The organism is Chryseobacterium metallicongregator (assembly GCF_031324065.1).
Taxonomy (GTDB): domain Bacteria; phylum Bacteroidota; class Bacteroidia; order Flavobacteriales; family Weeksellaceae; genus Chryseobacterium; species Chryseobacterium metallicongregator.
This window is the reverse complement of the sequence record NZ_JAVIXS010000003.1, coordinates 343,816-358,529: the sequence shown is the minus strand read 5'-3', so window position 1 is coordinate 358,529 and position 14,714 is coordinate 343,816. Positions and strand designations below refer to the sequence as shown.

The following is a 14,714-nucleotide window of genomic DNA, read 5'->3' as shown; positions in this document are numbered from 1 at the left end:
AGATATTTCTTCGACAAATTCACATGATGAACCTGTTTCAACTTAAAAAAATGTCAATCTGTCACATTCCTCATGGTGGTATTTTTTTTGAGAAGTATGTGGAATAATTAAAATATAAAATATGATGACTAAAGGAAATATTAATGTATCTGTGGAAAACATTTTCCCACTTATTAAAAAGTTTCTTTACAGTGACCACGAAATATTCTTGAGAGAATTAATCTCTAATGCTACTGATGCTACTTTAAAATTAAAACATTTAACAAGCATTGGGGAAGCAAAAGTGGAATATGGAAATCCAAAACTTGAAGTTAAAATTGATAAAGAGCAGAAAACATTACGCATTATCGATCAAGGTATTGGGATGACCAGTGAGGAAGTTGAAAAATACATCAACCAGGTTGCGTTCTCAGGAGCTGAAGAGTTTCTGGAAAAATATAAAGATTCTGCTAAAGATTCAGGAATTATTGGACATTTTGGTCTCGGATTCTACTCTGCATTTATGGTGGCAGAAAAGGTAGAAATTCTTACAAAGTCATACAAAGATGAACCGGCAGTACGTTGGATATGTGATGGAAGCCCGGAATTTACACTTGAAGAAACTACTGACAAAACAGACAGAGGAACAGAAATCATCCTTCATATCGCTGAAGATTCCGTAGAGTTTTTAGAAGAAGGAAAGATCCGAGAACTGTTATTAAAGTATAATAAATTTATGCCTGTTCCGATTAAATTTGGAACAAAAACACATACACTTCCTTTACCAGAAGGTTCTCCGGAAGATGCTGTAGCTGAAACAGAAGAGGTAGACAATATCATCAACAATCCGGTACCAGCATGGACAATTGCTCCAAGCGAATTGACCAATGAGGATTATATGAAGTTCTACCACGAATTGTATCCAATGCAGTTTGAAGAACCATTATTCAACATCCACCTGAATGTTGATTATCCTTTCAACCTTACAGGAGTTCTGTTCTTCCCGAAACTGAGCAACAATTTGAATATCGACAAAGATAAAATTCAATTATACCAAAACCAGGTATTCGTAACGGACGAAGTAAAAGGAATTGTTCCAGACTTCCTGATGCTCCTGAGAGGAGTAATTGATTCTCCGGATATTCCATTGAATGTATCCCGTTCTTATCTACAGGCAGATGGTGCCGTAAAGAAAATTTCATCTTATATCACGAAAAAGGTTGCCGACAAAATGGCTTCTTTAATCAATGAAAACCGTGAAGACTACGAGCAAAAATGGAATAATATTAAAGTGGTTATCGAGTACGGAATTGTTACGGAAGAGAAATTTGCTGAAAAAGCAGACAAATTCACATTATACCCTACCACAGACGGTAAATACTTCCTTTGGGATGAATTGGTAGAGAAAATCAAACCAAGCCAAACCGATAAGGATAACAAACTGGTTGTACTGTATGCTACCAATGCGGATGAGCAACACAGCTACATCCAGTCTGCAAGAGATAAAGGATATGAAGTTCTGTTATTAGACTCTCCTATTATTTCGCATGTGATTCAGAAACTGGAAACGTCAAAAGAAAATATTTCGTTTGCAAGAGTAGATGCTGATCATGTTAATAATTTGATCAAAAAAGACGAGCCGGTAATTTCAAAACTGAATGAAACGGAAAAAGAATCATTGAAAAAGAACGTAGAAGAAGCTATTCAGGATTCCAAATTTACGGTTCAGCTTGAAGATCTTGACAGCAATGATGCTCCATTTACTATTACCCAACCAGAATTTATGAGAAGAATGAAAGAAATGCAGGCGACAGGCGGAGGTGGTATGTTTGGAATGGGAGGTTTCCCGGAGATGTACAATCTTGTGGTGAACTCCAACAGTGAACTTTCCAATCAGATCTTAAAGACAGAAAATGCTGAAGAGAAAGAGAGCTTGATCAAATATGCCCTTGATCTTGCCAAGCTTTCACAAAACTTACTGAAAGGAAAAGACCTGACAGATTTTATACAGAGAAGCTATAAGCAACTTGAAAAATAATACTCAAGAGACTGTTTCATTTTGAAGCAGTCTTTTTTTATCTTTTTAAACCACAAAAGTCACAAAAGATCTTGGGCACTTAAGGTTTTTGAAAATCTTAAATTTCCACAGATGTTTGTGGAGAGTTTTTTGGGAAAACGCAAAGGCGCTAATTTTTTTATATACTATATGCTTTAAGACGTAAGGATTTTATCTCCGATAAAATTGTATCCCGCTAAGTAATGATCCATTATTCTTGCTGAAAATCTTTGATTTTCTTGCGTCTTACAACAGTATAAAGATAGAAATCCTTGCACCTTCACGTTTTTCCAACAATTCCAAACAATATAAAAATCGTACACAATTAATCCAAATAAGATTTATATTATACAGCTTTTCCGCTTTTTCTATTCGCTTTCATTGCCTTGCTCTACATTTTTTCTGTTTTCTATTGTATAGATTCTGCTTTTTTGCCATTTTTGTATAAAATGTAGGTCATGCAAAAAGAAAAATTACGCGTCATCAGAAAGCAAAAAGGCTACACTCAACAGCAAGTAGCAGACTTTATCGCAACAGATGTATCTAATTACAGCAGAAAAGAAAGCGGTGATGTAAGAATTGTAAAAGATGAGTGGGACAAACTTGCCCGTTTTCTGGATGTACCGTTTGAGGACATTTATGAAGAGGATGAACCTGCAATAGTTATCAATAATGATCATCCCGTATTTAATGACAGATCTTCTTCTGCAGGGGTAATTACTAACCAGAATAATTATGATAATATTCCGGGAGCTATCATTGAAAATCTACAGAACTATATTGCTCTGTTAAAAGAGGAAAACGAAAGACTGAAAGAAGAACTGAAAGTTATCCCAAGAGGAAGAAAATAATACGGTTTGAAACTGTAGAAAATATTGATGTCATTTCATATTAATGTATGGAGTGACATTTTTTATAATGAGATTAAACTTCACTCAAATTACAATTCCTCCAACGGATCCCAAAACAGTTTTTTGAAATTTTTTATTCTAAGGTTTTCCACAATGATTCCTTCAGCTTCCAGCTTAGGCTGAAATTCAGGAACAGACAAAACTCCTGAACTTGAAATCACACGGTGAGCGGGGACATCCTTTGGACATCCACCCATTGCTTTTCCTACATGTCTGGAATGATTTGGATAGCCAACAGCCTTTGCTATGGCTCCATAAGTAGACACTCTTCCCTTCGGAATAAGTCTTGCCACTTCGTAAACCTGTTGTTTGAAAATTTCTTCCATATCTGAGTATTCTCTTTTTTGCATCATTTTTGAACTCTATCAAATTCAATGATGTTTCATTAAAAGATAAAGATATGAAAAAATCATTTTTCAGGCTGCTGAATGCCGTTAATAAAAAAGTTCTTCCGAAGCTGAGCAAGAAAGATCCTAATCATCTGACTAAGATCGAAAAGGGAATTCTGGTGTATCGTTATTTTGTGCTGGTGAATTCTTTGGATTGATTTTTCTGGATTTGTGTGAATGTTTTTCCCGCAGATGACACAGATTTTGGTGTTGAATTTTGGGAAACGCAAAGACGCTATTTTTTTTATATACTATGGGCTTTAAGATGCAAGGATTTTATCTTCGATAAAATTTTGGATTGTTAAATCTATATAGAATCCTTGCTGAAAATCTTTGATTTTTTTTGCGCCTTAAAAATATCCACATACTTAGGAACTCTTTGCGCCTTTGCGTTTTCCAACAAAATTACACTTACTTATGGTAATAAAAAAAGCGCTCCAAATAAATTGAAGCGCTGATATTGTAATCTCTGATGAGATGTTTATTCTTAAGCGTTTTCTAAGATATAAGAGAACATCAATGGTGCACAGATTGTTGCATCACTTTCAACGATAAATTTCGGTGTAGTGATATCAAGTTTACCCCAAGTGATTTTTTCATTTGGAACAGCTCCTGAATATGAACCATAAGATGTTGTAGAGTCAGAAATCTGGCAGAAATAAGACCAGAAAGGAATGTCATGCATTTCCATATCCTGATATAACATTGGTACTACACAGATAGGGAAATCTCCTGCAATACCTCCACCAATCTGGAAGAAACCAACTCCTTTTCCTCCTGAGTTTTTAGTATACCAGTCAGCAAGGTAAGTCATATATTCGATTCCTGATTTCATTGTAGTAGCTTTAAGCTCACCTTTGATACAGTAAGAAGCGAAGATGTTACCCATTGTAGAATCTTCCCATCCCGGAACTACGATTGGTAAGTTGGCTTCTGCAGCAGCAATCATCCATGAGTTTTCTCTAGGAATTTCATAATACTGCTCCAATACTCCTGAAAGGATCATTTTGTACATGAATTCGTGAGGGAAATATCTTTCTCCTTTAGCTTCTGCATCTTTCCAGATCTCTACGATATGTTTTTGTAATCTTCTGAAAGCTTCTTCTTCAGGGATACAAGTATCTGTAACTCTGTTCAGACCTCTTTCCAAAAGATCCCACTCATCCTGAGCTGTTAAATCTCTATAATGAGGAACTCTTTCATAGTGAGAGTGTGCTACAAGGTTCATTAAATCTTCTTCAAGGTTAGCACCTGTACAAGAGATAAAATCTACTTTTCCCTGACGGATCATTTCAGCAAGAATCTTCCCTAATTCAGCAGTAGACATTGCTCCAGCCAAAGTAATCATCATTTTTCCGCCATCTTTAAGATGTGCAACATATCCTTTAGAAGCATCCACCAATGCAGCTGCGTTGAAGTGCAGGTAATACTTTTCTATGAATTCAGTTATCGGTTTGCTCATTTTTTAAATTTTTGCAAAGATAAAACTTAAAAACGGAATGTAATCAAAGCACTTGAAGAAAGTGTGATAGAGAAGTATTTTTTATCATTTGTTAAATTGGGAAGGTATAAGTTGGAAAACGCAAGGGCGCAAAGGGTTTTAAAACTTTGTGAATATTTAAGGTGCAAAAAAAATCCAAGATTTTTAGCAAGGGACATTTTATCTTAGATTATTTTTTTCACAAATCACACCAATCACACATTTTTTGTACTATCTGTAAATCAGTGTGATATAACATATACAATATGAAATTTTATCAAAAAAAAATCTTTGCGTCTTAAAGCACATAGTATATAAAAAAAATAGCGCCTTTGCATTTTCCAACATTAGCTCTTATAAAAAAGCGCAGCCCAAATTGAGCCACGCTTTCATTATCATTGAACTTAATAATATTCACAAAGATTTATCCTTCCCAGCTTTCCACTTTCAGGATTTCGATTTTTCTTTCTCCGTCTTTGAAAGGCCAGTTGATGATATCTCCTACTTTATACCCTACTACTGCAAGCGCAATATCCGACAGGATGGAATGTTTATTTTTTTTAAGCTTTTCTTTACTAGACGCCACAAAAATATATTCGTGCTCAAAATCTAATGTATGGTCTTTTAAGGTTACTTTTCTTTCAACCGTTACAATATCGTTAGGAAGATCTCTTCTCAGCACTTGCTTTGCCTTTCTAAGTTCTTCAGCTAATCTCTTTTCTTCTCCGATACTCACTTTTTTTCTTCTGAGTGTATCTTTTATAGCATCATAAATTCCGGTAGTTACAATAATATGATTGGACATGTTCTTCATTTTTTTTGAATTAAAATGCAGTTATTCTCTGACGATCCAATGTAGAATACAGACGTATGACAGCCTTCTTCCCTAGAAAACTGCAAAAAGCAATATATAAAATTCGGAATGATTCCCTGTCTTGGATCCTGACAGGGCTTAAATAATGAAGTCCTTAGAACTTTTCAGAAAAGAATCTGTATGAAGATAAAGTAAAGACAGCAGCAATCCTGACCGGCGGTGTTCTGCAGATAAAAAGATTGTTGCTGTCATTATCAATTATTATTAATTCAAACAAAGATACACCTTAAAAACGGAATGTAGCGGCTGCACTTAAAGAAACTCTATGTAAACCTTCTTTTTGATCATCATCAAATTTATAGGTTACTCCATTAAACTTCATTTTATTCAGGGTACCTCCACTTAAACCAACTTTTGGCCCTATAAGAAAGTTTTTACTGACCTGATATCGGTAACCAAAATCAATTTCTGCTCCGAAAGTACTTCCTGTACCTTTTACATCTCCTGTTTTGGTAGTATAAGATAGTACTCCCAATGCAATATCTGCAAATACTTTATGTCTGGTAGGCGAATTATCATTTGAAATAAGCCCGGAAACTCCAAAAAAAGTAATATTATCCTTTGTAGTCACAGGAACAGATACTGGCATTCCATTTACATAGCCAAGCAAAAACCCGTCACTGGATGCACTGTAATGAGAATATTTTAAACCAAGCCCAAACCCGTTATTTACTTCATAATGGGCTGCGATATCAAAGTTCACTCCGTTTTTAAGATCTTTTACATAGTCTTTTTCTTCCTTACTAAGTCCGGAAATTGTTTTTGCTGTTCTCCATGCATACCCTACGGAAGGTCTGATAGAAAATTTCTGAGCGAAAGACATGGTAGAGATTGAGAATACTCCAACTAAGATTAATTTTTTTATCATGGTTTTAAAAGTTTCCGGCAAAAATAAAGTTTTCTACCGGACAAACAAATTAAAACCTGAAACGTCTGTTTTCTTTTTTGTCTGAAAGCTTTTTCTTATTATCCAGTCTTTTTTGTTTCTGCCCTTTTGAAGGTTTAGTTGCGGTTCTCTTTTTGGGGACAATAAGTGCTTTGTTTACAATTTCAATTATTTTTTCAATGGCTTTATTCTTATTCATCAGCTGGGTTCTGCTCTCGGAAACCGTGAGGAATAAAAAGCCATCTGCATTGATTCTGTTTTTCAGTTTATGCTGAATCAATACTTTTTCATCTTCATTAAAAAATTCTGAAGTTTCTACTTTCCAAAGTACGGTAACGGCAGTCTCCACTTTATTCACATTTTGTCCGCCAGCACCACTGCTGCGGGAAGTTTTGAAGCTGAGTTCTTTTGAAAAGTTTTTCATTTTTTAAAGATTTTGAGATATTAGAATCAAGAGCCAAGACTAGAGATTTAAATTTTTATAGAGTTCCATTCTGCTTACTTTTCCATTAGGTGTTCTTGGAATTTCATCCATAAAAATAATGTCTTTTGGCTTGTGGTAACTCTTTTCAAAGGGCGTTTCCGTAATTTTCTTTATTACCTCATCAGATTTATTTCCTTCAATAATGAGTACCAGTTTCTGTCCCAAAGTTTCATCCGGCAAACCCACAAATACAGCTTCGTTCGGGATTTCTTTTTTCACTAATGCTTCAAGTGTTTCCGGGAAAATTTTTGCGCCTCCGGAATTAATCACATTGTCAATTCTTCCGAGAAATTTAAACTGTTTTTCATCCTTAATATTAACTAAATCATTAGTTTGCAATTCTTCAGCATTTACATTCGGAGCAAAGATCTTCAGACAACCTCTCTCATCCAAAGAAATGGACACATTTTCAAAAACGGTGAAATAATCTTCCTGCTCAGGCATCAATTGCTTTAAACCAATATGAGAAAGGGTTTCAGACATTCCATAGGTTTCAAAAATACGGTTTGAAGCACTAAGATTCATCTGCAGAATTTTATTTTTCAGGCTTTCTGAAACAGCGGCACCTCCAATGATCAGGTTTTTAATCAGATGGAGTTTTTCCAGTGAGTTTTCTACCTGAAGCGGTGTCATCGCACAAAAGTCTATTTCTTTATCCAGATCTTCAACAGGTTTTAAAGAAGGATCAGCAATTTTTAATTTTAATTTCCTTTCTATAGAACGTACAATCATCATTTTCCCAGAGATATATTCTACAGGCAGGCAGAGTAATGCGGTATCGCCTTCTTTTAATCCTAAAAAATTACAGGTCATGACTGCAGAGTTGACCATTTTCTTTTTCTCAATTTCAAAAATTTTTGGTACTCCGGTAGAACCTGAAGTCTGGACATCTACTCCTGTTTTTTCTGAAAACCATTCCTCCAGAAAAATTTTCACTTTCTTTTCAAATTCGGTATCGAATGATAATTGATTAATATTGAGATTATTGAAGTCTATCAGCATATTTTCCGTAAATAAATTCTACAGTAAATTTAAAAAAAAAATCAAAAAGTTCTTGTATATAAAGAAAAAAGCTGTAAATTTGCACCACTAAAACAAACAGACTCATGGTGTAGCGGTAACACTACTGATTTTGGTTCAGTCATCTGGGGTTCGAATCCCTGTGAGTCTACAAACCACTCTTTTTTAAGGGTGGTTTTTGTTTTTATAACTATCGTTTATTTCTGAGTGAATTCAGAATAAACAATTTAAAACTATAACTATGAAGAAACACTATTTCTTATTCTTTTCAATCATCAGTATTTTTCTGAATGCCCAAAGCTTTAGCCTGGATCCCACCTTCGGAAATGGCGGTTATTGTATGTTTGACAATTTTGATTTAATGTCTGATGCTGTATTGCTTCCGGATGGTCAATTCATTACTGCAACATCAACGGGCTCTATCACCATCAGAAAAGTAAACCAAAGCGGAATTCTTGACAGCACTTTCGGAGAAAAGGATTATGATATGGGCAGCAATTCACTGGATAAAAGTGAATCTATCAAAAGGATGATTTTAAATAATAATAAAATATTGATCTATGGAAGAGTAAACGCCACGCCAACTCACAGCTTATATGATTGGTTTTTAACCAGAATTAATCTGGATGGATCTCTGGACACCAGCTTTGGCAACAATGGTTTTACCACTCAATCTGTGGGTCAAAATGGTACAGTGAATGATTTTACGGTAGATCAGAATGGAAACAGTTACCTTCTTATTTCCAACATGGGTTCTTATATGGTAAAAGTAAACCAGAATGGTGTAATTGATAATAATTTCGGCACCAATGGAAAGTTATCGCTTAATACGTTTTATCCAAATAAATTTTATATCCAGAACGACGGAAAATTGGTTATGGCAGGGACTAAAACCAATCCATTAACTAACACTCAGGATTCTTATATAGAACGAAGATTAGCTGATGGAACCTATGATTCTACATTTGGCAACAATGGAGCTATTTTTATTCCCAATACTGAGGCTTCTTCAGTCCGAGATTTTGAATATGATTATACAAATAATTCCATTTTACTGTTACATCAGAAAAATTCACCATCTCGAGGTACATTCTTCTTAACTAAAATCCAAATTTTAAATGGATCTTTTGTTTCGGGATTCGCTAATAATGGAAAAACTCCAGACTATTCATTTCTCACTGCTAAGCAATTAGCATTGGGACAAATTACCGTATTACCCAATTCAAAAATAATAGTAACAGGAGGTATAACAAATATGTATAATGGCACCCCGAATCTTGTTGCACAATTATTTGTAACAAGACTGAATGCTAATGGAACTGTAGATTATACCACTTCAAGTGCGGGCTTTCAATATTTTATGGCTGCGCCTCCTACTACTTCGCTAAGGGCCGATTATATTCATAAATTGTTTAATCTGAATGATGGTTCACTTGTGCTTTGCTATTCCGGAGGCAGTGTAACACATGGCGATAAATCTTTTTTGACGAAATTTAACAGCGGTTTTCTAGGAATTGATAATATTTCTGTGAAAGATTATAATACTTTTACCCTTTATCCTAATCCGGCCGGGGATCATATTACCATACAAAATAAAAAACAGGGTAATGAAAGTTTTGAGTACAGTATTTTTGATATGTCCGGGAAAATAGTTCAAAATGGTTCATCAAGATTCAATGAATCAATAAATGTTCAAAGGTTAGAAAAAGGGAATTATATGATCTGGTTTGAAACTAAAAAAAGAGGCAGACAATCTTTAAAATTAATAAAGAAATAAAAGCAAAAACCATCCTAAAAAGGATGGTTTTTGCTTTTATTTCTATTTTTCAGACTTCTATTTTAATAATTACAATTCGAAATTATAATTATAGTAATCACTCACATAATCTTTCAAGCACGAACTTTAAAAGTTGATCCCGAATATTACTCTATTTTTATTTTCTTTAAAAAGCTATGGTATTCTATTTTTTACTTCATGTTATTTTCAATAATAAAAACGTCTATCTTTTGACAGGAGTTTTTTCTATTCTTCTAAAGAAGGACAATAGATATTGAAATCAAACTCTACATCTACTTCTCTTACAAAAGCATTATATCTTTTATCAAGCTGTACATAAGGAGCACTTTCTTCTCTATTATTTAGAAACAGTGCACAAGAAAATTCACAATAATATTTTTTTGCATATTCTCTTAGAACAGGAATTTTAGGTTCAAGAACATCTAAAATTTTATCCATTTGCTCCTTAAAATCATCTCTATTCCCGTATGATGCACTATATACCCACCCATTTCTCTTTGATATTCTTGGAGATTTTGGATTTATTTGCTTTCCTTTAATATAAACCTTATAGGGTACCAAGCTTAAAGATTCTGTTATTTCTGAATCATTTATATCTTCATAATCCCAAATATTAAAGCGTAGATTCAAATCATTTTTTATCATAATTATTAAGTTTGTTTTATATCAAACATTGGTTGTGTGTAGTAGTTTTGAGAGTTGTGATATTAGCAGGAAGAACTCTTAAAGATATACCCTATTGCAATAGCCTTTTAGATATTAAAAATTTCTGCATTGGTAAGACATAGTTATCTTTTATATTATGATGAGACTTGTGAAATCAGTTTTCTATTCAAAATTTGAGTTTTCAGACACAAATTTAACATTATTAAATATATTATTGATATTTAACACGAGCATCAGACTACATAACAGTATCTTTCATAACAAGTTCCAATATCAATAATCATTGAAGATTTTTGCTTAGTATACAAAAAAAAGACCCTTTACAAGGCCTTTTATATTGAGAAATAATAGTATTATTTATTTTTTAAGATCATCAATTTCCTCCTGAATAGATTGGATTCTGTCTCTTAGTTCCTTGCTTATTTTTCCAGGAATCTTTTTAACTTTTCTTAAATCTAAGGCCAACATAATTGAAGCAATTCCCATGAAGATAAAAGCAACACCGGTAAGGGTAACCAATGAAAACCCCGTAAACACCGGATTAAATATGAGCAGTAGAGAAAAGATAATTCCTCCGACACTGGCAAGGGCTACATTTCCCCAACTCATTATCCTCATACTTTTCAAGTCAAATGCAAAACCTAATAATTGAAAAGAACGGAACAGCAAAGTAAATCCGATCACAAATGGAAGCACTGTCATTGAAATCTGAGGATTCGCGATAAGATAAACTCCTATGGCGGTTGTTAGTAATCCGCTTACAAGAAACCAGCCCCAACCCTGCAGAGATTTACTGTTTTGTAAGGAAAAAAATATCTCTGTAATTCCTGAAAACAGGAATGAAACACTGAAAAAAATAGAAAGTGTAACATACGTTGCCAGAGGTACGCTGAATACATAAAAACCACAGATAAGGAAAAGAATTCCGAAGATTAATGGAATATACCAATGTTTCACTGTATTGGTAAGGGTTTGAAATAAATTGGCCATAGATGTCTTTTTTGGTCCTGCCTACTTTTTGTAACGGTTTTCGGCTTCTCCGCAGGTATTTCAAACAGATTATAATATTCACCTGAATTTGAAATATAACCTCTTACTAATATACGAAAAATAACCGAAAAACCCTTCAGATTCTGTGATTTGTTATGATAAAAAAATCAGGTGGAATTAATTTATTCAATTGATTCCACCTGACTGATGTACAAAAAAATTACTTTGTTATTTGAATTTATTTTGATGAACTTCCGGCAGGTTGCTGTTGGGTTACACAGTGAACCATTCCTCCGTTTTCATACAGATTTCTTACATCTATTCCTATTACTTTTCTATTTGGATACTGATCCTGAATAATTTTATTGGCAATGGTATCATTAGGATCTCCATAGTTGGGAACCAATACCACTGTATTAGCTACGTAATAGTTTACATAAGACCCGCTTTCGTCAAGTTGTTTTCCGTAGGCTGTTTTCACTTTGTTTTTGGTAGCCGGCACGTAGACCTTCTTATATTCTTTTCCATTGACATTCGTTGCTGTATAAAGCGTATTGACATCTTTCTCAGAAAGTCCAAGCTCAAGAAGATCGTTGTCTTTCATGGTAATCATGGTATTATGGTTGATAAATTTCGTAAAACCATCAATGTGCATATCGGTAACATCTAACCCTGTTACTCCATCCAGCCAGATCACTTTTGAAACTCCGTAGTAAGTTTCAAACATTTCTTCGGCTTCTTCCTGCGTGATATCTTTATTTCTGGTAGCACCTTTTTTCTGACTGATAACTGAACTTTTACAAGCCATTAAAACTCCGTTTCCATCAGTTTCCACAGATCCTCCTTCATTCACCATTTCATCATTCAGATTGATCACTTTTATACCTAGATCTGATCCAATCTTTTGTGGAATTTCATCACAGTTTCCAAAATCAAATTTTTCACCCCAGCCATTGAATCCCCAATCTTCAATGAGAACATTTCCTTTCTTATCTTTTACGAAAATAGGTCCGTTATCTCTGATCCATACATCATCGGTAGGATACACTTTGAAATCAACATTTTTCATTGGAACTTTGTTCTCTTCCAAAAGACGGGTAATTCTGTTTTTCTCTTCATTATTATAGGCAATTATGTGAACTTTCTCGCCGGACTGAAGGGCCTTTGTCATGTCTACCCATGTCTGCTCTACCCTTTTACGGTAAGTCATTCCGTGTTGATAATGATGCGGCCATTGTAGCCATGTTCCTTCATGTTTTGAAGATTCTTCGGGAAAATAATAGTCTGTCTGTGCCATATTGAATATAAAGCTCAATACTAAAGTGAGTGTGAATAATTTTTTCATATCATTAAAATTTCTTTTCAATTAATACCTCCAAATTAGTAATGGCTGTGTAGAAATCCGTGACCAGGAAAAAAGAGTAATAAGATGAGGAGAAATATATTTTTCATTCTATTTGTTTTTTTTAGTTTTACACTACAACTTCATCATTGTGTTGATTTACAGGTGCAAAATTACATCTCTCAAAAAAACAGATCTTGTCCTAAATTGACATTCTTTTCATACAGCGAAATAAATACGGGGATCCTATTTCCTATTCTAATTTACTGAAAATAAAAACAAAAGAGGTGAAAACCGTATGATTTCCACCTCTCCGAAACCCCTCAGAATGAGTTGTTATATTCTTATTTTGGTTTGTACAATTTATACATTACGAACAAAAAGCCAATCCATATTGGAATTAGGATCACCTGAATTTCCATTCCTGTAATGCTCATCAATCCTAAGATCAGGATTAAGAATGCAATACAGATATAGTTGGATATCGGGTAAAATATAGACGGGAATTTGGATTGAACACCTTCTGCATTGATTGATTTTTTAAACTTCAAATGGGTGTAGCAAATCATCAGCCAGTTAATGATCAGTGTGGATACAACCAAAGCCATTAGGTATTCAAAAGCTTTTTCCGGCACTAATTTATTGATGATAATACAGATCCCGGCAAAGCAAGAAGAAATAATAATTGCATTGGTAGGAACGGAGTTTTTGTTCAGTTTTTTCAGGAATTTCGGAGCATTTCCCTGTTGAGCTAATCCGAAAAGCATTCTGCTGTTACTGTAAACACTACTGTTGTATACAGACAAAGCAGCTGTTAAAACAATCAGGTTAAGAACATTTGCGATCAATGTATTGAACTGAATTACTTTACCAAAAAGACTGAATTCAAGGCCATTCAGATTTTGAAATACCATTACAAACGGACTGGATCCTTCTGTAATATCTCTCCAGGGACTTAATGAAAATAAGATCACCAAAGCTCCTACATAGAAAATAAGGATTCTATAGATCACCTGGTTGGTTGCCTGTGGAATGGTTTTTTCCGGATTTTTTGCTTCTGCAGCTGTAATTCCGATAAGTTCAAGTCCCCCAAATGAGAACATGATCATCGCCATTGCCGCAAATAATCCTGAATATCCGTTTTCTGTTTTATTAAATAATCCTTTCGGGAAAAATCCACCGTCATTCCATAAATTCGTGATTGTTGCTTTTTCTCCTCCTGTACCACTTATTAAAAGGTATACTCCAAAAATAATCATGGCAATAATAGCGACTACCTTGATAATGGAAAACCAGAATTCTGTTTCTCCGTAAACCTTTACAGAAGCAAGGTTAAGTGCATTAATGACTATAAAGAAGAATAAACTGGAAACCCAGAGTGGTATTTCCGGCCACCAAAAATGAATATAATGTCCGATAGCGGTAAGCTCCGCCATACTTACCAGAATATAAAGAATCCAGTAGTTCCATCCGGAGGCAAATCCAGGGAAATTTCCCCAATATTTGTAGGCAAAGTAGCTAAAACTTCCCGAAACAGGTTCCTGAACTACCATTTCACCCAGCTGACGCATAATAAAAAAGGCGATAATTCCTGCCAAAGCATAGCCTAAGATTACAGAGGGGCCTGCCAGTACCGCAGCAGGTCCGATTCCCAGAAATAACCCTGTTCCTATGGCACCTCCAAGGGCAATTAATTGTATATGTCGGTTTGTTAATCCTCTAACTAAAGTCTCGTTTTGTCCTGTTTTATTTTCGTTGCTCATTGAATGAATTATTCGGTCGCTAAATATATAAAAACTTTTCAGAGAAATTCACATTCCATGGGGCAAATTGACAATT

14 protein-coding genes and 1 tRNA gene are annotated in these 14,714 nt (G+C 34.5%); 5 read left to right on the top strand and 10 right to left on the bottom strand.

The features are described 5' to 3' along the window. Positions 1-124 precede the first annotated feature (124 nt). A complete protein-coding gene (gene htpG / locus REB14_RS05875) occupies positions 125-2,017 on the top strand; it encodes a molecular chaperone HtpG (RefSeq protein WP_309521801.1) in 1,893 nt (630 codons plus the stop codon). 476 nt (positions 2,018-2,493) lie between these two features. Continuing rightward, positions 2,494-2,886: a helix-turn-helix transcriptional regulator gene (locus REB14_RS05870; protein WP_079243156.1), complete on the top strand. Its 393-nt coding sequence runs from the start codon at positions 2,494-2,496 to the stop codon at positions 2,884-2,886. Between the two features lie 89 nt (positions 2,887-2,975). Here the strand turns inward: REB14_RS05870 and REB14_RS05865 are convergent, their stop codons facing one another. Further along, positions 2,976-3,272 (bottom strand): MGMT family protein, encoded by a 297-nt coding sequence (locus REB14_RS05865; protein ID WP_079243984.1) that lies wholly within the window; start codon positions 3,270-3,272, stop codon positions 2,976-2,978. Positions 3,273-3,346: 74 nt separating this feature from the next. Between REB14_RS05865 and REB14_RS05860 the strand changes: the two genes are divergently transcribed. Continuing rightward, positions 3,347-3,493 carry a hypothetical protein gene (locus REB14_RS05860; protein ID WP_309521743.1) on the top strand — a complete coding sequence of 49 codons (147 nt, stop codon included), beginning with the start codon at positions 3,347-3,349 and terminating at the stop codon, positions 3,491-3,493. Between the two features lie 329 nt (positions 3,494-3,822). On the opposite strand, the gene REB14_RS05855 is transcribed toward REB14_RS05860, so the two are convergent. The 5 genes from REB14_RS05855 to REB14_RS05835 form a co-directional block, all read right to left on the bottom strand. Then, a complete protein-coding gene (locus tag REB14_RS05855) occupies positions 3,823-4,797 on the bottom strand; it encodes a deoxyhypusine synthase family protein (RefSeq protein ID WP_047097747.1) in 975 nt (324 codons plus the stop codon). 442 nt (positions 4,798-5,239) lie between these two features. Continuing rightward, positions 5,240-5,620 (bottom strand): GreA/GreB family elongation factor, encoded by a 381-nt coding sequence (locus tag REB14_RS05850; protein WP_079243158.1) that lies wholly within the window; start codon positions 5,618-5,620, stop codon positions 5,240-5,242. A 295-nt stretch (positions 5,621-5,915) separates the two neighbouring features. Beyond that, entirely contained in the window at positions 5,916-6,557 is a 642-nt protein-coding gene (locus REB14_RS05845; RefSeq protein ID WP_145953305.1) for an outer membrane beta-barrel protein, read from the bottom strand. 49 nt (positions 6,558-6,606) lie between these two features. Then, positions 6,607-6,999 carry an alternative ribosome rescue aminoacyl-tRNA hydrolase ArfB gene (gene arfB / locus REB14_RS05840; RefSeq protein ID WP_309521742.1) on the bottom strand — a complete coding sequence of 131 codons (393 nt, stop codon included), beginning with the start codon at positions 6,997-6,999 and terminating at the stop codon, positions 6,607-6,609. Between the two features lie 39 nt (positions 7,000-7,038). Then, complete coding sequence (locus REB14_RS05835) at positions 7,039-8,061, bottom strand: AMP-binding protein (RefSeq protein WP_309521741.1); 1,023 nt, start codon at positions 8,059-8,061, stop codon at positions 7,039-7,041. Between the two features lie 98 nt (positions 8,062-8,159). Between REB14_RS05835 and REB14_RS05830 the strand changes: the two genes are divergently transcribed. After that, positions 8,160-8,230 (top strand) — tRNA-Gln (locus REB14_RS05830). Between the two features lie 90 nt (positions 8,231-8,320). Then, positions 8,321-9,856 (top strand): T9SS type A sorting domain-containing protein, encoded by a 1,536-nt coding sequence (locus REB14_RS05825; RefSeq protein WP_079243162.1) that lies wholly within the window; start codon positions 8,321-8,323, stop codon positions 9,854-9,856. A 246-nt stretch (positions 9,857-10,102) separates the two neighbouring features. On the opposite strand, the gene REB14_RS05820 is transcribed toward REB14_RS05825, so the two are convergent. The 4 genes from REB14_RS05820 to REB14_RS05805 form a co-directional block, all read right to left on the bottom strand. After that, a complete protein-coding gene (locus REB14_RS05820) occupies positions 10,103-10,522 on the bottom strand; it encodes a DUF4279 domain-containing protein (RefSeq protein WP_309521740.1) in 420 nt (139 codons plus the stop codon). A gap of 378 nt (positions 10,523-10,900) precedes the next feature. Then, positions 10,901-11,533, bottom strand: a complete 633-nt coding sequence (locus tag REB14_RS05815) for an HdeD family acid-resistance protein (RefSeq protein WP_079243164.1) — start codon at positions 11,531-11,533, stop codon at positions 10,901-10,903. 238 nt (positions 11,534-11,771) lie between these two features. Further along, on the bottom strand, positions 11,772-12,878 hold the full coding sequence (locus REB14_RS05810; protein ID WP_309521739.1) for an agmatine deiminase family protein: 1,107 nt from the start codon (positions 12,876-12,878) through the stop codon (positions 11,772-11,774). Between the two features lie 341 nt (positions 12,879-13,219). Beyond that, a complete protein-coding gene (locus REB14_RS05805) occupies positions 13,220-14,638 on the bottom strand; it encodes an amino acid permease (protein ID WP_079243166.1) in 1,419 nt (472 codons plus the stop codon). Positions 14,639-14,714: the final 76 nt, after the last annotated feature.

Bases quoted from the DNA above. Each gene is read 5' to 3' on its own strand.
- REB14_RS05845 (WP_145953305.1), bottom strand. From the start codon at position 6,557: ATGATAAAAAAATTAATCTTAGTTGGAGTATTCTCAATCTCTACCATG.
- REB14_RS05805 (WP_079243166.1), bottom strand. From the start codon at position 14,638: ATGAGCAACGAAAATAAAACAGGACAAAACGAGACTTTAGTTAGAGGA.
- REB14_RS05815 (WP_079243164.1), bottom strand. From the start codon at position 11,533: ATGGCCAATTTATTTCAAACCCTTACCAATACAGTGAAACATTGGTAT.
- REB14_RS05850 (WP_079243158.1), bottom strand. From the start codon at position 5,620: ATGTCCAATCATATTATTGTAACTACCGGAATTTATGATGCTATAAAA.
- REB14_RS05865 (WP_079243984.1), bottom strand. From the start codon at position 3,272: ATGGAAGAAATTTTCAAACAACAGGTTTACGAAGTGGCAAGACTTATT.
- REB14_RS05870 (WP_079243156.1), top strand. From the start codon at position 2,494: ATGCAAAAAGAAAAATTACGCGTCATCAGAAAGCAAAAAGGCTACACT.
- REB14_RS05825 (WP_079243162.1), top strand. From the start codon at position 8,321: ATGAAGAAACACTATTTCTTATTCTTTTCAATCATCAGTATTTTTCTG.
- arfB (WP_309521742.1), bottom strand. From the start codon at position 6,999: ATGAAAAACTTTTCAAAAGAACTCAGCTTCAAAACTTCCCGCAGCAGT.
- REB14_RS05855 (WP_047097747.1), bottom strand. From the start codon at position 4,797: ATGAGCAAACCGATAACTGAATTCATAGAAAAGTATTACCTGCACTTC.
- htpG (WP_309521801.1), top strand. From the start codon at position 125: ATGACTAAAGGAAATATTAATGTATCTGTGGAAAACATTTTCCCACTT.
- REB14_RS05860 (WP_309521743.1), top strand. From the start codon at position 3,347: ATGAAAAAATCATTTTTCAGGCTGCTGAATGCCGTTAATAAAAAAGTT.
- REB14_RS05810 (WP_309521739.1), bottom strand. From the start codon at position 12,878: ATGAAAAAATTATTCACACTCACTTTAGTATTGAGCTTTATATTCAAT.
- REB14_RS05820 (WP_309521740.1), bottom strand. From the start codon at position 10,522: ATGATAAAAAATGATTTGAATCTACGCTTTAATATTTGGGATTATGAA.
- REB14_RS05835 (WP_309521741.1), bottom strand. From the start codon at position 8,061: ATGCTGATAGACTTCAATAATCTCAATATTAATCAATTATCATTCGAT.